This is a genomic window from Ruegeria sp. ABV4_181 (assembly GCF_056158465.1).
Map to the genome: position 1 here is coordinate 2152953 of NZ_JBSWTI010000002.1, position 22300 is coordinate 2175252.

Sequence of the window (22300 nt, forward strand, 5' to 3'; positions counted from 1 at the left end):
CAGTTGTACCTACCCTTTGTGGCAGGCTTTCAGCCTGCCCGCCGGTCTGGCGCAGGCCAGCTCAGGATAGCCCGGGCGATGGCATGGTATTCACCTGAAATTTCTTCGGCCATGCTGAACGGCGTCGGCCAGGGCGTGGTCAGCGTCGCCTGAACCTGTCCGGTAATCAGGTTCAACTCGGCCTGATGTTTCGAGGCCAGGCGCCGCATCTTCTGATTGGTGGCCAGGCACAGCATATGCACCTCGCGTATCCCGCGGTTTCGCGCGGCGACGATGATCCGGGACAGCAGGGCATCGCCAATGCCCCGGTCCTGCCACGCCGTTTCAACGGTGAAGGCCGCCTCGGCCACGTGGTTGTGGGTGTCTGGATGGACGTGCAACTCACCAACTCCGCGCAGGTGCGAGTCGGGGAATGCCCCAAACACCAATGCGGCGCGATCGAACAGGCACGACAGGTACGTATTAACGAACGCGGCATTGACCGGAGCGCCAAAGCGCGATGTTAGCGCGTCGCGATCAAGATTTTTGAAATGGCTTGCGACCTTGGGTTTGTCGTAAATTCTGAGGCGTCGGATTGGAAGTTCATACATGGCATTGCCCCTGTTGAACGGAACCGGCAGTGAAGTGGAATTACCGCAAGACGATATCATTTTTCTGCGATGCAGCATAGAGCGGCCGCGACAATGTGGGTAATGTGTGTTTGCAGAAGCTGTTGAAAAAGAAATGGGCCGAAGGTGAACTTCGACCCAACTGGCTTGGTTTTATTCAGTTTTCAGCCTGCGGCGCGTTCGTCGTCGGGACGAAATCCGATCTGAGTCGAGGCCGCGAAACGCCCACCGCCGGCTTTTTCGATTTTGCCGTCACGCAGCAACTGACCGAATGAGCGCAGGCTTTCCTCGCGGTTGAATTCGTCCTGCTTGAGAGAGCGGATCTTGTTCATCAACTGCGGGCGCGAGAACTGCTCCTGTCCTTCGATGAAGGAAAGATAAGCCGCTGCCGCCTCCAGAAGGTCAGGCAACGATTGCGCCCCCTGTTCCTGAGCGAACAGGGCAAAGCCACCTTCTTCAGCTGCATCTTCTTCTGATTGCGTTTTCACACGGCGGGGCGTGACCGGTCCTGCGTCCTTGGCCTGGTTGTCGATACGCTGCTCGGCAACCAGTTTGAGCGGTGCCGACGCGTCAAATTCAGGGCGCATGCTGGTCACCTGAATTTCCGGGCGACGCGGGCTGACAACAGAGGACAGGTCGCTGCGATACCCCTGATCATCACTTGCCTGGTCTGCGGCATCGTCTTCGCCGCGCTCTGCTTCGGTCGCGGCAACAGCCGCACGCAGGTGCGAATAGGTTTCCCGCTTGTCGCTGGCAATCGGGTCATCCAACTGTTCGCCCGCCTTGTCCATCAGGCGCGAAAGATCCTGATCCATGTCCGACTCATTGAGGGCCGGTTTGGTCGAGCTGTCCGCCAGAATGAGCTCTACTTCTGAGATTCCCTTCAGCAGGTTGGCCTCGTCTTCCTCGGTCAGAACACCGGGCTGGGTGTCCTCGGCAGAACGTTCGCCATCATGGCCAGCGTCGTCCGCGCCGGAATCGCTGAGGATATTGACCACCTCATCGCCTTCCGGTTCGAATTCGGTGGTTTCATCAAGGTCGGAAAACAGGACATCGGAGGAAACCGCATCCTCTTCTTCGGCTTCGTCCAGTGCGGGCGCGCTCGGTTCGTCTTTAGCCTGCGCTTCGGTCTCTTCGGCCACGTCGTCCTGCATGGGCTCAGCTTCGGCGTCATTTGCGTCGTCCCGAGTTTCTGCAGACACGTCCGGCTGAGGTTCGGACGACAGATCGCCTTCGACAGGTTCATCCTGCGGGCCATCCAGATCCGACGGGTCAAGCGAACCCGCCGCGAAGGCGGCGGCCACCGCGTCGGAGGGGCCGGCCGTGCTTTTCATCAGGGCCGTCTCTTCATCCTCGGTGTAGATCACCGAGTTTTCTTCCGAGTGAGACACGACAGCCCGAATGCGCTGCAATTTGGCCGCAATACTGTCGGCTGGTTGGGAAGAGGAGTGATCCACCGGTTCAGCATCGGCAAAGGCGGAGCGAGGGGGGTGCGAGGGGGATGGTGTGGTGTTGGGTGTGTCGATGATATTCAGGTCGGGTGCCTTGGTCGCGGGCTGCGAAGGAGATGCGGCTTTCTCGGTCGCGCGGATCAGCAGCCCCGTGTCGCTTTGACTGGCTTCTACGTTTCTGGATGCGTCGCGCTGGGCAATCCGGGTCAGCATTTCGGTGTCAGGCTGAGGCGGTTCCGATCCAAAGTAACGATCATCTGCGGCAAGATCGCGAAAATACTCGGCAATTGCTTTCATTGTCTCGAAGGAATCGTCAAAACCTTCCAAAGTGCACGAGAAGGTTCCATAGGAAACGGTCAACACCTTGTTATTCTGTACCATCAGACGCACGTCCTCTACAAACTACGAGAGCCAACCGCCCGGGGCGGGCACACCCATTGGCTCGAAACTTTCTGCATGAACCTATCATTTTGTGGTCTGAATGTGTCCAAATCCGGGAAAAATGATCAATCTTAGAAAAAAAATGCGAATTGTAGTGTCGAAAGAGCCAATTGGGTTGATTGGCGGAGGTCAAATCGGTCCAGACGATCTGAATCTGGTGCTGATTCGCGTCAAAACCCTTGTTGCGGCGGATGGTGGCGCGGCGCCAGTGATGGAGGCCGGGCGGATTCCCGATGCCGTCATCGGCGATTTTGATTCGCTGGCGCGGGATGTCCGGGACCAGATTCCTTCCGATCGGTTGTTTCCGATCCGCGAACAGGACAGCACCGATTTCGACAAGGCGCTGCGCAGTGTAGATGCGCCTCTGGTGCTGTGCGCGGGTTTTCTGGGCGGGCGGCTGGATCACCAGCTTGCCGTGCTAAACGTGCTGGTAAGGCATCAGGAACAGCATTGTATTCTGTTGGGTGAGCACGAAGTTGTCTTCCACGCACCCCCCCGGATTTCGCTGAGCCTTACGCCGGGTGATGTCGTGTCATTGTTTCCGTTTCAGCGGGTAATCGGGTGCAGCCGGGGGCTGGAATGGCCCATCGACGATCTGGTTCTGGAGCCCGAGGGCCAGGTGGGAACATCAAACCGGGCGCTGTCCGGGATCGAGTTGCAGATGGACGGGCCCGGCTTGTTGGTGATGGTGCCGCGCAATGCGCTGGACCAGGTCATGCAGGCGTTTGGGTCGGGGCAGACCGGGCGCTGGCCCGCTCGCGCAGAATGACATACAGACCGGCGGCCACGGTGATGGCGATGCCAAGCGCCGCGATCCCGTCCGGCAGGTCGTAAAAGATCAGCCAACCGAACAGGGTGGCGACCGGGATCTCAAGATACTGCATTGGCGCCAGAGTTGCCGAAGGCGCGTAACGCAGCGACCAGGTCATCAGCAGATGCGCGACTGTTCCCAGAATGCCGATTGCGATCAGCAGAACATGGCTGTTCCCGGTTGGTACGGTCAACGACAGTTCCCAAACATCGCCAATGGTCCCGGCCAGCAGAACCGGCAGCAACAGGACGGTGGCCATAACACCGGATACGGCCTGCAACGCGATCGGGTCGGCTTCCTTGGCGATCTGCCGCGTCACCAACATGAACAATGCAAAGACAACCGCGACGACCAGAGGCAACAGTGCCGCGGCACCGACCTGAGCGAAACTGGGCTGAATCACCAGCAATGTGCCGACGAAACCGACTACACAGGCGCTCAGTCGACGCATGCCGACCTCTTCGCCCAGCACGTATCTTCCTAGAACCAGCATGATGAACGGCATCACGAAGGCAATCGCGATCGCATCAGCCAAAGGCAGGTACTGCAAGGCCGTGAACATCGCCGTGATGCCTATGATGTGCAGAACCGTTCGGATAACCGTTAGCCGAAGAACGCGTGCGCTCATCCGCCAGTTCCGGCCGCTCAGCACGACCAGCGGGACCAGGATCAGCGCCTGAACGGCAAACCGGACAAAGACCAACATGCCGACCGGCGTCGTCTCGCCCAACAGCTTGGCCATGGCATCACCCAGCGGGGCGAGCACGCAGAAACCAAGCATCAAGACGATGCCGAAGACGGGGCGATCCTGTGTCATGGCCGCGACGCTAAGGTTTTTGCCGCGCGGTGAAAAGCGATTACGGCAAAGGCTGGACCTTGGTGTAATCCGGCCCAACGCAACAGGGCAGGCCATCGTCGAGCCTGAGCCAGCTCAGCATTTCCTCATGCGCCACATGCAGAGTGGGCCTTAACGCCTCGGGGTTCTCCAGCGTCGCCACATACAAGTGCAGCACACCCGACATGGCTTGCGACCGGAACGAGATCGGCGTGCCGCAGTCCGGGCAAAAGCTGCGCTCAACGTCGGGTGAGGAGTTAAATGTCTTTGGCGGCTTGCCGGTCCAGCGCCAGTGCCCGTCGCGCACGGCGAAATAGGTCGTCATCGGTGCGGCGCATTGCCGTCTGCAACTGTCGCAGTGACAGGTCACACAGGACAGGACCGGAGGGTCGACCGCGTATCGAATTGCGCCGCACAGGCAATGTCCTTGCATATCGTCCTCATGGTCCTAGGCCCTGCGCAGCGGCATCAGCAGTTTGGTACGTTCACCGCCAGACCGCCCAGGGACGTTTCCTTGTATTTCTCGTGCATGTCGTGCCCGGTCTGCCGCATGGTTTCGATCACCGCGTCAAGCGGCACGAAATGTTTCCCATCGCCGCGCAGGGCCAATGAAGCCGCGGATACCGCCTTGATCGCACCCAGCCCGTTGCGTTCGATGCAAGGCACCTGAACCAGACCCGCCACCGGATCGCAGGTCATGCCCAGATGATGCTCCAGCGCGATCTCGGCCGCGTTTTCCACCTGCTCGGGCGTGCCGCCCATCACGGCGCACAGGCCAGCCGCGGCCATGGCGGACGCGCTGCCGACCTCGGCCTGGCAGCCTGCTTCCGCACCCGAGATCGACGCGTTGAACTTGACCAGACCGCCAATCGCGGCGGCCGTCAGCAGGAAATCTTCGATATGGGTTTCCGACGCGCCGGGCACGTGGTCCAGATAATAGCGCAACACCGCCGGCAGCACGCCGGCCGCGCCGTTGGTGGGGGCCGTCACGACCTGACCTCCGGCTGCGTTTTCCTCGTTCACCGCCATGGCGTAAACGCTCATCCAGTCGTTGATTGTGTGCGGCGCGTTCAGGTTCATGCCCCGTTCCGCCATCAGCGCGTCATGGATGCCCTTGGCGCGGCGCCGCACGTTCAGACCACCCGGCAGAATGCCTTCGGATGTCAGGCCGCGTTCGATACAGTCGTTCATCACCTGCCACAGACGCGCAGAGCCTTTTGCGAAACTGTCGGCACAGCCCCGCGCGATCTCGTTGGCGCGTTTCATTTCGGCGATGCTTCTGCCGCTGGTCCTGGCCATCTCAAGCATTTCAACCGCCGATTTGAAGGGGAAGGGCACCGGGGCACCTTCATCGGTGGCCTTGCCTTCTGCCAGTTCCTCTTCGGTCAGAACGAAACCGCCGCCGATCGAATAATAAACCTGCCGCAGGATTACGTCGCCCTGCGCGTCCGTTGCCATCAGGATCATACCGTTGGCGTGGCCGGGCAGATTGTGCTCGTAATCAAAAACCAGATCGGTCTTGGGATTGAACTGCAATTCCGGCAAACCGTTCGGGGTCACGGAATGCGTTTCGGCAATTGCCGCCAGGGCGGCCTCGGCCCTGTCATTGTCATAGGTATCCGGAACAAAGCCGGCCAGACCAAGAATGGTCGCACGGTCCGTCGCATGGCCAACGCCGGTAAACGCAAGCGATCCGTGCAATGATCCGCGCAGCCCCGCAAATTCGAACGGCGATGCGCGCATAAGGTCAAGAAACCGTGCCGCGGCCACCATCGGTCCCATTGTATGGGACGAGGACGGGCCAATGCCCACTTTGAACATATCGAAGACAGAAAGGAACATATCAGTTAGCAGAGCCTTCTGGGGGATTAGCATAAGTTGGCGACGTGAATGGTGTAACCCCCAATCCCTCGGCCGCGATGGCGGCGCGGGTTGCGGGGCGGTGTTCCAGCTGCATCAGGATGCCCTGCAGCCGGGGAGTATCGGCCAGTTGATACCAGCTGCGGTCAGCGCGGGCCGGGTACAGCGCCATCCAGCGCATCTGACAGGCAAGGTAGTAGGTCAGAACGGAAGGTCGTTCCGGATGCAGCCATTCAGGGGTTTTGTCGGCCTCGGCCTCCAGCAACGCAAGATGCCGGCGCAGGCGGGGGCGAATGCCGTTGCGCAGCGCCTCGGCCTGGGACGCGTCGATGTATTTCTCGGCATAGAACAGGATGCGCAGATCGGAATGCAGCGTGTTGGAGGCAAAGAACAGCCATTTTAGGAACGCCGCCCGATCCGGGCTGTCCGGTGCCGGGGCCAGTTGGGCATGCGTATCCGCCAGCCACAGCAGGATTGCCGCCGTTTCAAAGATCGGTCCCTGCAGTGTTTCCAGAACCGGGATCAGCCCGTTCGGGTTCAACAGCCGGTAGGCTGCACCGTCCTGCGCGTTCCGCTCGCGGTCGACCAGCGCCGTGTCATAGGGCAGTCCCATCTCCTCCAGCGCCAGTCTGATCACCAGAGAGGCGTTATCGGGGGCATAGTGCAGGCGGTAGCGCGTGTTCATGCGGTCTATGTATACCGCACCGGGAATGCCGAAAGCCTCGATTGCGACGTTTCCAATCGGAAACGCGTATTTTCGCGACATGTTTGCACGGGTGATCGGTGAATTGCCTCTCGCAGTCGCCGAAGGCATTCCGTATAACTCCGGCAGCAATATAGGGGAATGCTGCCATGACCGGAGATCTGTCACCCATCGACAAGGCCAAGTATTTTGCCGCGCGCCGTGCCGCCGACATGGTGCAGGATGGAATGCGCGTCGGGTTGGGAACCGGATCGACCGCGGCCTGGATGGTGCGCCGCCTGGGCGAACGGGTGCAGGAGGAGGGGTTGCAGATCAAGGGCGTTCCAACCTCGTCCCGCACCGCGCAACTGGCGCGTGAGGTCGGCATTCAGGTGGTTTCGCTGGATCAGGCAGGGTGGCTGGACATGACCATTGACGGCGCTGACGAGTTTGACGGCGAGCTGAACCTGATCAAGGGCGGCGGTGGCGCGCATCTGCAGGAAAAGATTGTCGCCACGGCCAGCGACCAGATGGTGGTTATCGCCGATGCCGGCAAAGAGGTCGAAACGCTGGGCGCGTTCCCGCTGCCGGTCGAAGTGATCCCCTTTGGATGGCAGACCACCCGCACCCTGATCGAAGAAACACTGGACACGATGGATGTTCTTGGCACCTCGGCCGCGTTGCGCATGAGTGGTGAGGCGCCGTTTGTCACCGATGAGGGTAATCATATTCTCGACCTGCATCTGCAACGGATTGGAAATGCCCGGCAACTGGCATTGGTGTTGAATCAGGTGCCGGGCGTTGTCGAGAACGGGTTGTTCATCGACATTTGCGACAAGGTCGTGATTGGCCATGGGGACGGCCGGGTCGAGCTGCGGGATATCAATGAGGGCACGGTTGAAACGGATCTTCCGGCAGAAAGTGGCGAGAACCTGTTTTCGGATCTGGCGGATTGATCGGGACGTTTGCTGGGGCAGTGTGTGCGGGGTGCGCTCACGCTGCCGTGATGCCGGGCGCATCGTTTCCGCAGCGGCAAGGGTTGGCAGCACGTCATTCGACCCCAGATTATCAACGAATTTTGGCCTGACTGAATAAAGGAACTCAGGATGAGCTTTGACTATGATCTGTTCGTCATCGGCGGAGGCTCGGGCGGGGTCCGCGCGGCGCGCGTGGCGGCTGGCGAAAACGGGGCCAAGGTGGCACTGGCAGAAGAAGATCGCTATGGCGGCACCTGCGTCATCCGGGGATGTGTGCCGAAGAAGCTGATGGTCTTTGCCAGTGAATTTTCCGGCATGGTCGGAGATGCGCAGGCCTATGGCTGGGATGTCAAACCCGGCGCGTTCGACTGGGACGCGTTCCGGGGCAAGCTTTATGCCGAACTCGACCGGCTGGAAGGCATCTATCGCAACATCCTGAAGAATAACGGCGTCGAAAGCTTTGATCAGCGCGCGCATGTGGTTGATGCGCATACGGTTGGGCTGGCCGATGGCACCCGCAAGACGGCCAGACATATTCTGATCGCGACCGGCGGCCGCCCGGTCGTGCCCGAGTTTCCGGGCTCGGAACTGGCGATAACCTCGAATGAGATTTTCCATCTGGAGAGACTGCCCGAATCCATCCTGATCGTCGGTGGCGGTTACATCGCCAGTGAATTTGCCGGGATCATGAACGGGATGGGCGTGAAGACCACACAGTTCTATCGCGGTGCGCAGATCCTGCGCGGGTTCGACGAAGAAGCACGCGGTCTGATCTGCGAAGAAATGCGCCAGAACGGAATCGACGTTCGCCTGGGCACCAATGTTCTTGAGATGACCAGGGATGGCGACAAGATTCGCGTCAAGGCCACAGACGGGACCGAGGATCAGTTTGACGTGGTCATGTATGCCACCGGCCGCGCGCCCAATGCCGACAATATGGGCCTTGAGGCCGTCGGCGTCGAACGCGGCCGCAAGGGCGAGATCGTCGTGGATGAATACAGCCAGACCGGCGTGCCCTCGATCTTCGCCATCGGCGATGTGACCGACCGCGTGAACCTGACCCCGGTAGCGATCCGCGAGGGCATGGCCTTTGTCGAGACCGTGTTCAAGGGCAACCCGACCCCGGTGGATCATGACCTGATCCCGACCGCGATCTTCACCCAGCCGGAATTCGGCACGGTTGGCCTGAGCGAGGAAGAGGCAGCCGCGCAGGAGCCGATCGAGGTTTACGCAACCTCGTTCAAACCGATGCAGAAGGCATTTGCCGGCGGCACGCAACGGGTTCTGATGAAACTGATCGTCAGCCAGGCGACCCGCAAGGTGCTGGGCTGCCACATCGTTGCGCCGGGCGCGGGCGAGTTGATTCAGCTGGCCGGAATCGCCGTCAAGATGGGCGCGACCAAGGAAGATTTCGACCGCACGGTTGCCGTTCATCCGGTCATGGCCGAAGAACTTGTGACAATGCGGCAACCTGTTCGCACTGCTTGATTTGCAAGCGCGCGCAACCAAGTTACAAGGTACACCGTGATCACACGGTCCAACACAAAGGAATTGATACATATGGCGGGCAACAGCGGTGGCCCCTGGGGGGGCGGAGGCTCCTCGGGCGGCGGAGGAAATCGGGGTAACAACGGGGATGGGCGCAAGCCCCCCGAAGGCGACGGCCCGCAGATCCCCGAGATCGACGAGCTGATGAAGAAAGGCCAGGAACAGCTGCGCGTCCTGATGGGCGGCCGTGGTGGTTCGGGCCGTGGCGGCAACGGGCAGGGGTCCGGTGGCGGTGGCCCAATCTTTACCCGCGGCACCATTGCAATTGGTTTGCTGGTGGGTGCCGTGCTTTGGGGCGCGGCCAGCTTTTACACCGTGAAGCCCGAAGAACAGTCGGTTGAGCTGTTTCTTGGCGAATTCTCGGCCGTTGGAAATCCGGGTCTGAACTTTGCGCCCTGGCCGTTTGTGACCGCCGAGGTCATCCCGGTTACCCGCGAACAGACCGAAGATATGGGCGGCACCCGTGGCAGCGATGATGGCCTGATGCTGACCGGTGACGAAAACGTTGTCGATATCGACTATCAGGTTGTCTGGAACATCAACGATCCGGCCAAATTCCTGTTCAATCTGCGCGATCCGCGCCCGACCATCCGGGCCGTTTCGGAATCGGCGATGCGCGAGATCATCGCTCAGTCGGAACTGGCTCCGATCCTGAACCGGGATCGCGGTATCATCGCCGACCGGCTTCAGGAACTGATCCAGTCGACGATGGACAGCTACGATTCGGGCGTGAACATCATCCGCGTCAACTTTGACAAGGCCGACCCGCCGCAGGACGTGATCGCGGCATTCCGCGACGTTCAGGCCGCCGCGCAGGAGCGTGACCGGCTGCAAAACGTTGCCGACGCTTACGCCAACCGCGTTCTGGCGGAAGCGCGTGGTGAGGCGGCGCAGGTTCTGGAAGAGGCCGAAGCCTATCGCGCCCAGCAGGTCAACAGCGCAATGGGTGAAGCCAGCCAATTCAGCGCGGTTCTGGAGGAATACTCCAAGGCACCGGACGTAACCCGCAAACGCCTCTATCTGGAACGGATGGAGCAGGTTCTGGGTGACGTGGACAAGATCATTCTGGACGAGAACTCGACCGGTCAGGGGCAGGGCGTTGTGCCCTATCTGCCGCTGAATGAATTGCGCCGCAATCAGGCCGAGGGGAGCAACTGATGCGTAGATCACCTATTATTCTGATTATCGTCGTTATCCTCGGAGTTGTCGGCCTGTCGTCGATTTTCATCGTGGACGAGCGCGAACGCGCGCTGGTTCTGCAATTCGGCCGTGTCGTCGCTGTTAAGGAAGAGCCGGGACTGGCGTTCAAGATTCCGGTGATTCAAGAGGTCGTGCGGTATGACGACCGCATCCTGTCCATCGACGTTCAGCCGCTGGAAGTAACGCCGCTGGATGACCGTCGTCTGGTTGTCGATGCCTTCGCGCGTTACCGGATTTCTGACCTGAACCGGTTCCGTCAGGCCGTTGGCGTCGGCGGCATTCCGGTTGCCGAGGATCGTCTGGACCGCATTCTGCGCGCCGAAACCCGCGAAGTGCTGGGCTCGGTCTCGTCCCGCGACATCCTCAGCTCGGATCGTGCGGCCCTGATGCTGCGTATCCGCAACAGCGCGATTGCCGAAGCGCAGGCGCTGGGCGTGAACGTGATCGACGTGCGCTTGAAGGCAACCGATCTGCCGCAGGCCAACCTCGAAGCGACCTTCGACCGGATGAAAGCCGAGCGGGAACGTGAGGCCACCGACGAACGCGCCCGTGGTAACGAGGCGGCGCAGCGCGTGCGCGCGCAGGCCGACCGGACCGTGGTCGAACTGGTGTCGGACGCCAACCGCGAGGCCGAGATCATTCGCGGTGAGGCGGACGCCGAACGCAACGCGATCTTTGCCGAAGCCTATGGCGCGAACCCGGAGTTCTTCGAGTTCTACCGCTCGCTGACCGCTTACGAGAATGCGCTGCAAGGTAGCAACAGCTCGTTGATCCTGAGCCCGGATTCCGAGTTTTTCAACTACCTCGCGTCGCCGACCGGGCGCCGCGCACCGGCGGCTGCGGTTTCTGAGTAATGGGTATGATCCTTCTGGCCTTCGGGCTGGTATTGATTGTCGAGGGGCTGGCCTATGCGCTGGCCCCTTCGCTTATTGAGCGGATGCTTGAGGCGCTGCGATCCCTGCCTGAACAGGCCCGGCGGCTGGCCGGGCTGCTCTGCGTGGTCAGCGGTCTGGTGCTGCTTTGGGGCGCGTATCAGGTTGGGTTTTGACACCGCAATCTCACTTGCCGGTGATTTCCCCGCGATCCTGAGTTGCGGGCCTGCACAAACTGACTACATTGGTTGCTAAGACGGGCTGCCTGCGGGCGGTTCAACACGGTTTGTCGACAAGGAGTTATCCAGTGCAGGCACAAGCACGCAGTCTTTCCGTCCAAAGGGACAATGTTGTTGGTATCATGCGGCTGATGTGGCTGGCCTTTGCCGGCATGCTTCTTGTTCTGGCTCAGACCGCTGCAGCACAGGCGCGCAGTGAAAGCCTGGCACCTCTGGCCGAACAGATCAGCCCGGCGGTGGTGAATATCACCACCTCGACCCTGATCGAAGGCCAGACAGGACCGCAGGGGATTGTGCCCGAAGGCTCTCCGTTCGAGGACTTCTTTCGCGAGTTTCAGGACCGCAACGGCGATGACGAAAACCGCCCGCGCCGTAGCAACGCACTGGGCTCGGGGTTTGTGATTTCCGAGGACGGTTACATCGTCACCAACAACCATGTCATCGCGGAAGCTGATGAAATCCTTGTGGAGTTCTTTCCCGGTGACGGTCAACCCAAGAAAGAGCTGCCCGCAAAGGTCATTGGGACCGACGAGAAAACGGATATCGCGCTGCTCAAGGTCGAAGCGACAGGGCCGCTGCAATATGTGAAATTCGGCGACAGCGACATTGCGCGTGTCGGAGACTGGGTCATCGCCATGGGTAATCCGCTGGGGCAGGGGTTTTCGGTATCGGCCGGGATCGTTTCGGCCCGGAACCGGGCGCTGAGCGGGTCGTATGACGACTACATTCAGACCGATGCGGCGATCAACCGGGGCAACTCGGGCGGTCCGCTGTTCAACATGGATGGTGAGGTGATCGGCGTGAACACGGCGATCCTGTCGCCCAATGGCGGGTCGATCGGGATCGGGTTCTCGATGGCGTCGAACGTTGTCGTCAAAGTTGTCGATCAATTGCGCGAGTTTGGCGAAACCCGCCGCGGCTGGCTGGGCGTGCGCATTCAGGACGTGACCGAGGACATGGCCGAAGCGATGGGGCTGGAGAAGCCCGGCGGCGCGCTGATCAGCGATGTTCCGGACGGACCGGCCAAGGATGCCGGACTGCTGGCCGGCGACGTGATCCTCAGCTTTGACGGCGTCGAAGTGGAAGATACCCGCGGTCTGGTGCGGCAGGTCGGCGAGACCACGGTGGGCAAATCCGTCCGCGTGGTCGTGCACCGCGAAGGCGGCACGCAGACGGTGCTGGTGACTCTGGGCCGCCGCGAGGATGCCGAACGCGCCGAAAACGGAGAAGAGGACGCGCCAGAAGCACCGACCGAAGAAAACGCGGATATTCTGGGCCTGACGATATCGCCCCTGACGGAAACGCTGCGGACCGATCTTGGTCTGGATGCCGATGCCGAAGGATTGGTGGTTACAGAGGTGGATGAGGCGTCCGAAGCTTATTCCAAAGGTCTGCGCGCCGGTGATCTGATCACAGAGGCCGGCCAGCAAAAGGTGACGTCGATTCAGGACCTTGAGGCCCGGATGCAAGAGGCGCGCGATGCAGGTCGAAAATCCCTGTTGCTGCTGGTGCGTCGCGCAGGCGAGCCGCGCTTTGTGGCATTGAGCCTGGGCGAGTAACCATGTCTTACCGATGCGGATCAGGACCGGGGCAAATGTCCCGGTCTTTTCGATTCAGAACCCGCCCAAAGAAAGAGCCATATGCCGGGGAGGCATATGGCTCTGATACAGGGAGAGGTCAGTGGACAGATATCGGGGATGATTCTCTGACCTCCTACGGTAACAAGAATGACGATATGCTTAACGCTGTCTGATGTATGTGAAGCAAGTCACAACGGGGTCAGATCAGGTCGGAATTGGCCAGCTCTCTGAGCGCGTCGAAATCCTGGATCATCAGCCCGCCGCGTGACGCCTCGACCACATTGTCCCGTTTCCATGTGGAAATCGTTTTGGACACCGCCTCGCGCGTGGCGCCGACAAATTCGGCCAGTTCGCTTTGCGACAGGGTAATGCGGGTCGCCGGGTCGTCCTGCAATTCCGACAGGTGCAACAGTTTGCGCGCCAGCCGTATCGGCATCGGCAGAAAGACCTGTTCGTTCAACTGCGACCCCATCCACCGCATCCGCAACCCGGCCAGCCGGATCATATCGACAGCGAGGTCGGGATGCTGTCGGATCTGGTTCATCACGTCGCCCTGGCGCACACGCAGAATGCGCGACGGTTCGGCCGCGGCGATGGTGGCGGTACGCGGGCCACTGTCGAACAGCGCGATCTCGCCAAAGACCTCGCCCGGTCGCATCAGGGTCAGCGACAGTTTGCGCCCGCTCATCGCCAGAAAGGACACCTCAAGCGTCCCTTCCAGAATGGCATAGAGCGCGTCGCCCTCGTCGCCCTGTTCGAACAGTACCTCGCCCCGTTGCAGGGATATCTCGGTGGCCTGGGCGGAAAGCATGGCTTTCAGTCTGTCTGATGCCTCGGACAGGAAGCCGCTGTTTGGGAAAGCCGTCATGAGTGTATGGTGCTCCGGCTGTGAGTGGTGAGTGGTGTCCCAACTTTCCACAGCTTCGGCGCTAAGCCAAGGATTTTGTCGGCTTTTCCCTGCGGGCGGCGCTTTCCACCGGACGCCGCGCGGCGAACGTTTGGCGCGAAACCGGCCGCGTTCCGTTCACCTACTGGTGGTCAGGATCATCCATATAGCTTTGCAGAAGGTTGAACTGCAGCATCAAAAACACCATCAGCGCAATGGGAAAGCCGAAAGTTTCGATCTTGACCCAAAGGTCTGTGGACAGCGTGCGCCAGACCAGTTCGTTGGCAACAGCCAGAACAGCGAAACAGGCGCATAACCGCCGGGTCAGGATCATCCAGCCTTCGTGGCGCATGGGCAGCATCTCGTCCAGAACATAAGCCAGATAGGACCGTCCCTGAAGAAGGCCGATGCCCAGGATGACTGAAAAGAAACCATAGACCAGTGTGGTTTTCATTTTGAAGAACCGCTCGTCATTGAACCAGGCGGTCAGACCGCCGAAGAAAATAACCATGATGGCGGTGAAAATCTGCATCCGGCTGAGTTTTCCGGTCAGCACCCAAAGCACGCCCATCGCCGCCAGCATCAGCGGAACGAAGATGATGGTGGCAACGATGAAGCCCGAATACTCGATCCCGCCGATCAGAAAACTGTCGTCGCGCAGGCGCAGATAGATGAAGAAAAAGGCCAGTGGCGGGCCAAGTTCCAGCGCCTGTTTGAGGAACGGGTTGATTTCTTTTTTGCCTGTCATATCGGTTTCCTGCTGATTACCCGCCCATTTCAACTATTACGGCGCCCAATGCAATCAATGCCATCAGCGCAATCCGCCTTGGCCCAACGGTTTCTTTCAACACCAGCCAGCCGATGAGCGCGGCAAAGACGGTTGAGGTTTCGCGCAGGACCGCAGCTTCGCCGACCTTGTCCAGTCGTGTGGCCAGCATGATGGAGCCAAACGACAGCGGTGCAATGACACCTCCGGCAAGGCCGCGCAGCATCAGCGGCCCGATGGCCGGTCGATTGATCATCGCGCGCCATCTGAGAAAGGCATAGAACGGCATCGCAGCCCCGTCGATCATGAAAAACCAGGCCAGAAAGGTGAACGGATCGGCGGTCGCGCGGATGCCATAGGCGTCATAGGTGGTGTAGAGCGCCACAAACAAACCGGTCGCCACCGCAAGAACAAGCGCGATGCCAAGCGTTTCGCGATTGGTTTCGAGGAAGCGCAAATTATAGGCCGCCAGCCCGAAAATGCCCGCCAGCAAAACCGCAACGCCGAACCATTGGGTCCCGGTGAAGGTCTCGCCGAACAGCAGATATGCGCCGATGACCGTAAACAGCGGGCCGGTGCCCCGGACAACGGGGTAGACGACGGTGTAGGAGCCTTTGGTATAGGCCATCGCCTGCAGCACCTTGTAAGCGATATGGATCAGCCAGACGATTGCGAAGATGGGCCACATATAGGGTTCGGGCCAGGGCACGACGAAGAATGCAAACGGCGCTGCCATAAGCCCATAGCTGGCATCGATGGCCCCGCGGGACAGCCACGGATCGTGGCGGCCTTTTTGCAGCGCGCCAAAGGCCGCGTGCAGAAAGGCGGCCATCAGAGCAAGACCAAGGGCAAGCTGGTGGCCTGCTTCCGTGCCTTCGAGTGAGATCAGCCAGTCGCTCAAATGTCAGGTCTTTTCGCTGTGTGGAGAGGCTGGGGGTTTTCCACCTCCAGACCCCCGGAAGATATTTTCGGCCAGATGAAGGGTCGGATCAGCCTTGGTCGAGGCCGGTGAGGGCGGCGGCAAATTCTTCGGGGTCGAACGGGGCAAGGTCGTCGATTTGCTCGCCGACGCCGATGGCGTGGATGGGCAGACCGAATTTATCGGCCAGCGCGACCAGCACGCCACCTTTGGCGGTGCCGTCCAGCTTGGTCATCACAAGACCGGACACGTCGGCCAGTTTCTGGAAGGTTTCGACCTGGTTCAGCGCGTTTTGGCCAGTGGTGGCGTCCAGCACCAGCAGGGTGTTGTGCGGCGCGGTGTCGTCTTTCTTGCGGATGACGCGAACGATCTTGGCCAGTTCCTCCATCAGGTCGGCGCGGTTTTGCAGGCGGCCTGCTGTGTCGATCATCAGCAGATCGGCGCCGCCTTCCTGCGCCTTGGTCAATGCGTCAAAGGCCAGCGACGCGGGATCCGACCCTTCAGGGGCGGTCAGAACGGGCACGCCTGCGCGTTCGCCCCAGACCTGAAGCTGTTCCACGGCAGCGGCCCGGAACGTGTCGCCCGCCGCGATGACAACCTTTTTGCCGGCTGCCTTGAACTGGCTGGCAAGCTTGCCGATTGTCGTGGTCTTGCCCGATCCGTTGACACCGACGACAAGCACAACCTGCGGTCGCCTGGGATACAGGGGCATCGGCTTGGCGACCGGATCCATCACCCGGGCGACTTCCTGCGCCAGCAGCTGTTTGATTTCCTGCGTCGAGAGTTTGCGGCCATAGCGACCCTCGGCCATGCTTGCGGTGACGCGCAGGGCGGTGTCGACGCCCATATCCGAGGCAATCAGCAGTTCTTCGAGCTGTTCCAGCATATCGTCGTCGAGCGTGCGGCGGATGGCGGTGGTGGCCTCGCTGCGACCGAACAGACGCCCCAGCATGCCCCTTGTCGGCGCGGCCTCGGGCGGTGGAGGGGCAGGCGTCGGGTCGGCGGGTGCCGGTTCGGGTGTTTCGACCGGCTGCGGTGCGGGGGCGGGGTCTGGGATCTCGGGCACCGGTTGGGGAACTTCCGGCACCGGTTCGGGCTGCGGCTCGGGCTCGGGGATGATCGGATCGGGTGCGGTCGTTTCCTCACCACCGTCTTCAACGATGGCTTCCAGCCCCTGTTCGAGGCGGGACGAGGATTTGAACAGCTTGTCCTTGAGTTTCGAGAAAAACGCCATCTTTGGTCTCCGCAGGTGTTCCCTTCACCTAATGCGGATTTACGGCAGTTGCAAAGGGTCAGAGAAATGCCGTCAGCAAACCGGCCTGTGCGCCCCAGTACAAGGTCCAGACCATATAAGGCGTGACCTTTTGGGCAGGGTGATCCGCAGGCAGCAGAAACTTTTCGGTCGCAAGGATCAGGTCCGACGCGATAAAGGCCAGCGCAGCGGGCAGGGCCCATCGCAAGGCGCCGGTTTCCGGAAGCGCAAGCACCGCGATGCCCATCACGAGAATTATCGGGATATAGCCAAGAACCGGACCTTTGAGGTCGCCCGCGCGCGGGGCCAGCAAGGTGGCGGCGACGATACCAAGAAGGATCAGCGTCCAGAATACCGCAGGCCGGTCCAAGATCAGCGCGGCATCGCTGGACGGGTGGGTTAGAAACAGGGCGATGTAGGCCAGATGACCCGCCGCGAATGCGCCAATGCCCGCCATAAAGGTACTGTCGGTCTCGCGCGACAGCAACGCATCGCCGAGTGCGCAAAGGGCCAGGGCAACGGTCAGCAGCAGTGGGGCCGCGCCGAGTGCAGCAATCAGGGCCAACAGGGCAACCGATGCGGTCTTTAGAACCGTGCGCAGGGTGCCGGCCGGTCGTATTGTCATTGGCAGGTAGGCCACGGCGCAGGCTCCGGCGATCCAGAAGAGGGCGGCTGTCATGGAATTGTCCCTTTCGAATTTTCTGCAGCATCCTACTGGTTACGACGGCAACTCAACCGGTGACGTCGAGGCAGGCAGTCGCGCGGAAATGGGGATTGGCCTCGGCCATTCGCATCTGACAAAATGCCGGCATGCTGAGGTGTTTTGCGATTCTTCTTCTGATGCCTGCCCAGATGGTGGCGGCCCAAACTGCACTGTCCGGTGCCGAGTTCGACGATTACACACGCGGCAAGACTTTGTTCTACGGATTTGAAGGCCAGGTTTACGGTGTCGAGCGTTACCTGCCCAACCGGCGCGTCATCTGGTCCTTTCTGGACGGTGATTGCAAGGAAGGCGTCTGGTATGAACAGGATGATCAGATCTGTTTCATCTATGAAGACCGTCTGGACCCGCAATGCTGGGTCTTCTCAAATTCGGCCGCCGGTCTGATCGCGCAATTCGAAGGCGACCCGGCCAGCACGGAGTTGTATGAGGCCGAAGATATCGGTGAGGAGATGGTCTGCTACGGCCCCGATGTCGGGGTCTAGTCCGCCGGGCGGCTCAGAATAACGAGCCCTGATCGGGCGCATCGTCTTTATGGGATTTCCTTTGGGACTGTTTCGCGGCCCCGGTCTGGCCGGTTGACAAAATGCCGTCGGCGAATTCGATCTGAAAGGCACTGTGTTTTGCGGCCTGCTCTTTGGTCGTCAGCACCTGATCGTCGGCGCGAACCACGGCATAGCCACGCAGCAGCGTCGCCTTATAGCTGAGGGTTTCACGCAACCGGTCCGTCGCGTCAAGCTGATGCCGCATCCGGTCAAGGCGTGTCGTCTGCGCTGTCTGCATCCGGTCGGCCAGCCGGTTCACGTTCTGGCGTTGCAGGTCGGTTTCCCGCTGGATCGGACGCAATGACAGGCGCGAGGACAGATTGCGCAGCGCTTCCTGCCGCCCCGCAACAAGATTGCGCAGCGTCGACGGGCGCAGATGAGCCGATAATTTGGCGACTTGCAGGTGGCGGTTCTGAACCCCGCGCTGCAAGGCGGGCGTCAATCGATCCGCAATCAAATCAAGCCGTTGTCGCGGGGTGTTCAGCAAGCTGTCCGGGCGCGGCAGGGCGCGGGACAGATCACGCAGGCGCTGGGTGCGCCGTTGTACCGCTTCGGTCGCCGCGCGGGACAGGCGCGCGCCCTGTTCTCCGGTCCAGGCCAGCAGTTCCATGCGCACAGGAACAGCCAGCTCGGCAGCAGCGGTTGGCGTCGGTGCGCGGCAGTCAGATACAAAGTCGATCAGCGTCGTGTCCGTCTCGTGCCCGACGGCCGAGATCAGTGGAATCTCTGACGCTGCGGCTGCGCGCGCGACATTTTCTTCATTGAACCCCCACAGGTCTTCGATCGACCCACCGCCGCGGGCGACAATGATCAGGTCAGGTCGGGGCAGGGCACCACCGGGCGTCAGCCGGTTGAATCCGTTGATCGCATTGGCGACCTCGGGCGCGCAGTTCGATCCCTGAACGGCGACAGGCCAGATCAGGACCTTGCGCGGAAAGCGGTCGCGCAAGCGGTGCAGAATATCGCGGATCACCGCGCCGGAAGGGGAAGTCACAACGCCGATGATCTGCGGCAGGTATGGCAGCGGCTTTTTCCGCTCGGGCGCGAACAGTCCTTCGGCCTCAAGCTGCTTTTTGCGCTTTTCCAGCAGCGCCATCAGCGCGCCCTGTCCGGCGACGGCGACCTCATCGACATTCAGGTTGTATTTCGATTGGGCGCCAAAGGCGGTCAGCCGGCCCGTTACGACGACCTCCAGCCCTTCCTCGGGAACGACGGACAGCCCCGAGATCTGACCCTTCCAGGTGGTACAGGCCAGCACGTTCCGGTCGTCCTTGATGTCATAATACAGATGCCCCGAGCGTGCCTTGAACACGCGCCCGACCTCACCGCGCACACGGATTTGCCCGAACGTGCCCTCAAGCGTGCGTTTCACTTCGCCCGAGATGTCCGAAACGGTGTATTCAGGGGTGTTTTGGCCCGGGATCGGGTCGTCTAGCAGGTCGGACATTTCAGCGCCTTGTGTCAAATGCCCGCCCAGCTTAGAACGCCCCGAAGGCGAGGCCAAGCAGATCGGAGAGCATTCATGAACATCCTCATTCTCGGCAGCGGAGGGCGCGAACACAGCCTGGCCTGGGCGGTGTTGCAGAACCCGAAATGTGACCGTCTGATCGTCGCGCCGGGTAATGCCGGGATCGCACAGATCGCCGATTGCGCCGCGCTGGATATCGAGAATGGCGGGGCCGTGGTCAGCTTTGCCGAAGAAAACGCAATTGATTTTGTGATCGTCGGCCCCGAGGCACCGTTGGCCGCAGGCGTGGCGGATCGTCTGCGCGAGGCGGGGGTACTGGTGTTTGGTCCGTCGGCGGCGGCGGCGCAATTGGAGGCGTCAAAGAGCTTTACTAAGGAAGTCTGTGACGCGTCGGGCGCGCCGACAGCCTCCTATGCGCGGTTTACCGAGGCCGCGCCGGCCAAGGATTATATCCGGGCGCAGGGCGCGCCGATCGTCGTCAAGGCAGACGGGCTGGCCGCCGGTAAGGGCGTGATCGTTGCACTGGACGAGCAGACCGCCTTGGATGCGATTGACGATATGTTCGGCGGCGCCTTTGGCGGGGCCGGGGCCGAAGTCGTCATCGAAGAGTTCATGGAAGGTGAAGAGGCGTCCCTGTTCGTGCTGTGCGACGGCGAGAACATCCTGTCGGTCGGCACTGCACAGGACCATAAACGCGTGGGTGAGGGCGACACCGGTCTTAATACGGGCGGCATGGGTGCCTATTCCCCGGCACCGGTGCTGAGCAGCGAGATCGAAGCGCGCGCGATGGATGAGATTATCCGCCCGACCGTGGCCGAGATGAAGCGTCGCGGCACACCGTTTCAGGGCGTTCTCTATGCCGGTCTGATGATCAAGGACGGCCAGCCGCGGCTGGTGGAATACAACGTGCGTTTCGGCGATCCCGAATGTCAGGTTCTGATGATGCGCCTTGGCGCGCAGGCGATGGACCTGATGCACGCGGCCGCCGAAGGGCGTCTGGGCGAAGCGCGTGTGAACTGGGCGGACGATTACGCTTTGACAGTGGTGATGGCCGCGGAGGGTTATCCCGGTTCGTACGAAAAGGGCAGCATGATCAAGGGGCTGGAGGGCCTGCCCGAAGACAGTGCAAACATGGTGTTCCATGCCGGGACAAAATCTTCGGACGGGCAGGTCGTTGCGGCGGGCGGGCGTGTTCTGAACGTGACCGCGCGCGGCGATACATTGCAGGAGGCCCGGGACCGCGCCTATGCTATGGTGGATGGCGTTGACTGGCCCGAAGGGTTTTTCCGCCGCGATATCGGCTGGCGGGCGCTCTGATCCGAGCGCTCCCGCGCCCTGTCGCTGCATCACAGATGCAACGCCAAAGGCCTTGGGCCGGGCAGCCCGCTGGCACGGGCTGCGTCAGTTCCCGGGATTGCAGGTCATCGCCTGATCCATCGCGATAGGTGAATAGGGGCGTTCAATCTCTTGCTGCCACCCGTCGTCGTGCCGGACGACGACGATGTTTCGCCAATCCGCGCTGGCGACGACAAGCTCTGGCCCTGTGCCGCATTCCCGCAGACCGCCGCTGATGAAATCCTCGCCGATCCGGTGGTTGGTCAGACCGGACAGCGAGGCGATTTCGGTCAGGTCGCCCGCAGCGAAACGCCAGATGCGCAAAGTCTTGGCCAGATGGGGGCGATCAATATAGGCAATTTCCACATGGCCGTCCCCGTCCAGATCCGCCGCGCCAATCGGAGCGAGCCAGCGAAACCGGGTGCCGATGGGCGGAGTGGCGGCGACCTTTGTACCGCTGGCGTCATAGATGGCCAGCTGGGCGCCGGTGCGGTCATGGGATTCGACGACCAGAGCTTCGAGAGTGCCGTCAAGGTCGACATCCACCAGCCGTGGGGCGAGGTCTTCGAAGACCCTGTCCGGGGGCAGGCGGACTTCGAGAACCGATTGCAGTCCGGCGGGTTGTGCCGGTTGGTCTTGCGCTGCCGAGGCGGCCGCGACCGTCAGCTCTAGCGCGCCGTATTCGATGTTGTCCCCCAGCACCCCGTGCGCATAGCGCGTGGTGGGCTGCGTGTAACGGGCGCTCGTGATGGTGTCGGCGGTAACCGCCGGGCCTGCGCCGACCAACCACAGGCACAACACCAACCGCGCGCCGCGTGCCCGATGGCGCCACAGGCGGGCGGGCAGGCGCGGCGCTTTAAAACGCATCAGATCTGCTTTTCGGGCATCTGCACGACCAGACCGTCCAGTTCTTCCGTGACCTTGATCTGGCAGGTCAGGCGCGAACGGGCAGGGTCGGGTTCATAAGCGAAGTCCAGCATGTCCTCTTCCATGTCGTCCTTGCCCGGGATCTTCTCGACCCAGTCCGGGTGGATGTAGACATGACAGGTCGAGCACGCACAGGCGCCGCCGCAATCGGCTTCGATGCCGGGGATGTTGTTGTCGCGGGCCCCTTCCATGACGGTCAGTCCGTTGGCGACCTCGACTGTATGTTCGGTACCGCCATGCTCGACATAGGTGATCTTTGCCATTGCGTGCGTCTTCCTTTTGCGATGTTCGAATTCTTCCTTAGTCAAGGCATTTGGGTCTTACCAGCCTCATTTGCGACTCTGAATGCCGTGACTGGACTTTCCCTCCATTTGTTC

The 22300-nt window shown here is 61.1% G+C and carries 23 protein-coding genes; 9 read left to right on the plus strand and 14 right to left on the minus strand.

The genetic code is table 11. The features are described from left to right. Nucleotides 1–29: 29 nt before the first annotated feature. Together ACXAC3_RS10675 and ACXAC3_RS10680 are read right to left on the minus strand one after the other, a co-directional pair. Complete coding sequence (locus ACXAC3_RS10675) at nt 30–590, minus strand: N-acetyltransferase family protein (protein ID WP_475159608.1); 561 nt, start codon at nt 588–590, stop codon at nt 30–32. A gap of 182 nt (nt 591–772) precedes the next feature. Beyond that, nucleotides 773–2440, minus strand: a complete 1668-nt coding sequence (locus ACXAC3_RS10680) for a hypothetical protein (protein WP_475159610.1) — start codon at nt 2438–2440, stop codon at nt 773–775. Between the two features lie 142 nt (nt 2441–2582). Between ACXAC3_RS10680 and ACXAC3_RS10685 the strand changes: the two genes are divergently transcribed. Continuing rightward, complete coding sequence (locus ACXAC3_RS10685) at nt 2583–3269, plus strand: thiamine diphosphokinase (RefSeq protein WP_475159612.1); 687 nt, start codon at nt 2583–2585, stop codon at nt 3267–3269. On the opposite strand, the gene ACXAC3_RS10690 is transcribed toward ACXAC3_RS10685, so the two are convergent. The 4 genes from ACXAC3_RS10690 to ACXAC3_RS10705 are packed head-to-tail and all read right to left on the minus strand — an operon-like array spanning nt 3214 to nt 6691. Then, complete coding sequence (locus tag ACXAC3_RS10690; protein WP_475159614.1) at nt 3214–4128, minus strand: DMT family transporter; 915 nt, start codon at nt 4126–4128, stop codon at nt 3214–3216. The genes ACXAC3_RS10685 and ACXAC3_RS10690 overlap by 56 nt on opposite strands. 40 nt (nt 4129–4168) lie before the next feature. After that, complete coding sequence (locus ACXAC3_RS10695) at nt 4169–4579, minus strand: GFA family protein (RefSeq protein ID WP_475159615.1); 411 nt, start codon at nt 4577–4579, stop codon at nt 4169–4171. 35 nt (nt 4580–4614) lie between these two features. Beyond that, complete coding sequence (locus tag ACXAC3_RS10700; RefSeq protein WP_475159617.1) at nt 4615–5988, minus strand: L-serine ammonia-lyase; 1374 nt, start codon at nt 5986–5988, stop codon at nt 4615–4617. A gap of 1 nt (nt 5989) precedes the next feature. Next, nucleotides 5990–6691 carry a glutathione S-transferase family protein gene (locus ACXAC3_RS10705; protein ID WP_475163409.1) on the minus strand — a complete coding sequence of 234 codons (702 nt, stop codon included), beginning with the start codon at nt 6689–6691 and terminating at the stop codon, nt 5990–5992. Nucleotides 6692–6858: 167 nt separating this feature from the next. Here ACXAC3_RS10705 and rpiA point away from each other — a divergent pair, with 167 nt between their 5' ends. The 6 genes from rpiA (at nt 6859) to ACXAC3_RS10735 (ending at nt 13083) form a co-directional block, all read left to right on the plus strand. Then, nucleotides 6859–7644, plus strand: coding sequence for a ribose-5-phosphate isomerase RpiA (gene rpiA, locus ACXAC3_RS10710; protein WP_475159619.1), 786 nt, complete (start codon nt 6859–6861; stop codon nt 7642–7644). A gap of 150 nt (nt 7645–7794) precedes the next feature. Next, nucleotides 7795–9153 carry a glutathione-disulfide reductase gene (gene gor, locus ACXAC3_RS10715; protein ID WP_475159620.1) on the plus strand — a complete coding sequence of 453 codons (1359 nt, stop codon included), beginning with the start codon at nt 7795–7797 and terminating at the stop codon, nt 9151–9153. A gap of 72 nt (nt 9154–9225) precedes the next feature. Beyond that, complete coding sequence (gene hflK / locus ACXAC3_RS10720; RefSeq protein WP_475159622.1) at nt 9226–10371, plus strand: FtsH protease activity modulator HflK; 1146 nt, start codon at nt 9226–9228, stop codon at nt 10369–10371. Further along, on the plus strand, nt 10371–11267 hold the full coding sequence (gene hflC, locus ACXAC3_RS10725; protein WP_475159624.1) for a protease modulator HflC: 897 nt from the start codon (nt 10371–10373) through the stop codon (nt 11265–11267). The genes hflK and hflC overlap by 1 nt, the downstream gene beginning before the upstream one ends. Further along, nucleotides 11267–11461: a DUF2065 domain-containing protein gene (locus tag ACXAC3_RS10730; RefSeq protein WP_170330952.1), complete on the plus strand. Its 195-nt coding sequence runs from the start codon at nt 11267–11269 to the stop codon at nt 11459–11461. The genes hflC and ACXAC3_RS10730 overlap by 1 nt, the downstream gene beginning before the upstream one ends. A gap of 131 nt (nt 11462–11592) precedes the next feature. Then, complete coding sequence (locus tag ACXAC3_RS10735; RefSeq protein WP_475159627.1) at nt 11593–13083, plus strand: Do family serine endopeptidase; 1491 nt, start codon at nt 11593–11595, stop codon at nt 13081–13083. A gap of 220 nt (nt 13084–13303) precedes the next feature. Here ACXAC3_RS10735 and ACXAC3_RS10740 read toward each other — a convergent pair whose 3' ends face one another. The 5 genes from ACXAC3_RS10740 to ACXAC3_RS10760 all read right to left on the minus strand — a co-directional run bounded on the left by ACXAC3_RS10740 (nt 13304) and on the right by ACXAC3_RS10760 (nt 17606). After that, nucleotides 13304–13972 (minus strand): Crp/Fnr family transcriptional regulator, encoded by a 669-nt coding sequence (locus ACXAC3_RS10740; protein WP_475159629.1) that lies wholly within the window; start codon nt 13970–13972, stop codon nt 13304–13306. Nucleotides 13973–14132: 160 nt separating this feature from the next. Next, on the minus strand, nt 14133–14738 hold the full coding sequence (locus ACXAC3_RS10745; protein WP_475159632.1) for an inner membrane-spanning protein YciB: 606 nt from the start codon (nt 14736–14738) through the stop codon (nt 14133–14135). 16 nt (nt 14739–14754) lie between these two features. Then, nucleotides 14755–15657: an EamA family transporter gene (locus ACXAC3_RS10750; RefSeq protein WP_475159635.1), complete on the minus strand. Its 903-nt coding sequence runs from the start codon at nt 15655–15657 to the stop codon at nt 14755–14757. A gap of 88 nt (nt 15658–15745) precedes the next feature. Further along, on the minus strand, nt 15746–16909 hold the full coding sequence (ftsY, locus tag ACXAC3_RS10755; RefSeq protein WP_475159637.1) for a signal recognition particle-docking protein FtsY: 1164 nt from the start codon (nt 16907–16909) through the stop codon (nt 15746–15748). 58 nt (nt 16910–16967) lie between these two features. Beyond that, nucleotides 16968–17606, minus strand: coding sequence for a lysoplasmalogenase family protein (locus ACXAC3_RS10760; RefSeq protein ID WP_475159639.1), 639 nt, complete (start codon nt 17604–17606; stop codon nt 16968–16970). 161 nt (nt 17607–17767) lie between these two features. On the opposite strand from ACXAC3_RS10760, the gene ACXAC3_RS10765 reads away from it, so the two are divergent. Further along, nucleotides 17768–18133 carry a hypothetical protein gene (locus tag ACXAC3_RS10765; protein ID WP_475159642.1) on the plus strand — a complete coding sequence of 122 codons (366 nt, stop codon included), beginning with the start codon at nt 17768–17770 and terminating at the stop codon, nt 18131–18133. A gap of 13 nt (nt 18134–18146) precedes the next feature. Here the strand turns inward: ACXAC3_RS10765 and xseA are convergent, their stop codons facing one another. Next, nucleotides 18147–19640, minus strand: a complete 1494-nt coding sequence (gene xseA, locus ACXAC3_RS10770) for an exodeoxyribonuclease VII large subunit (protein ID WP_475159645.1) — start codon at nt 19638–19640, stop codon at nt 18147–18149. Between the two features lie 75 nt (nt 19641–19715). On the opposite strand from xseA, the gene purD reads away from it, so the two are divergent. After that, complete coding sequence (purD, locus tag ACXAC3_RS10775) at nt 19716–20978, plus strand: phosphoribosylamine--glycine ligase (RefSeq protein WP_475159649.1); 1263 nt, start codon at nt 19716–19718, stop codon at nt 20976–20978. Between the two features lie 84 nt (nt 20979–21062). On the opposite strand, the gene ACXAC3_RS10780 is transcribed toward purD, so the two are convergent. Both ACXAC3_RS10780 and ACXAC3_RS10785 read right to left on the minus strand, forming a co-directional pair. Then, complete coding sequence (locus tag ACXAC3_RS10780; protein WP_475159651.1) at nt 21063–21863, minus strand: FG-GAP repeat domain-containing protein; 801 nt, start codon at nt 21861–21863, stop codon at nt 21063–21065. Further along, on the minus strand, nt 21863–22186 hold the full coding sequence (locus tag ACXAC3_RS10785; protein ID WP_475159655.1) for a 2Fe-2S iron-sulfur cluster-binding protein: 324 nt from the start codon (nt 22184–22186) through the stop codon (nt 21863–21865). Before ACXAC3_RS10785 ends, ACXAC3_RS10780 begins: the two co-directional genes overlap by 1 nt. Nucleotides 22187–22300 lie beyond the last annotated feature (114 nt).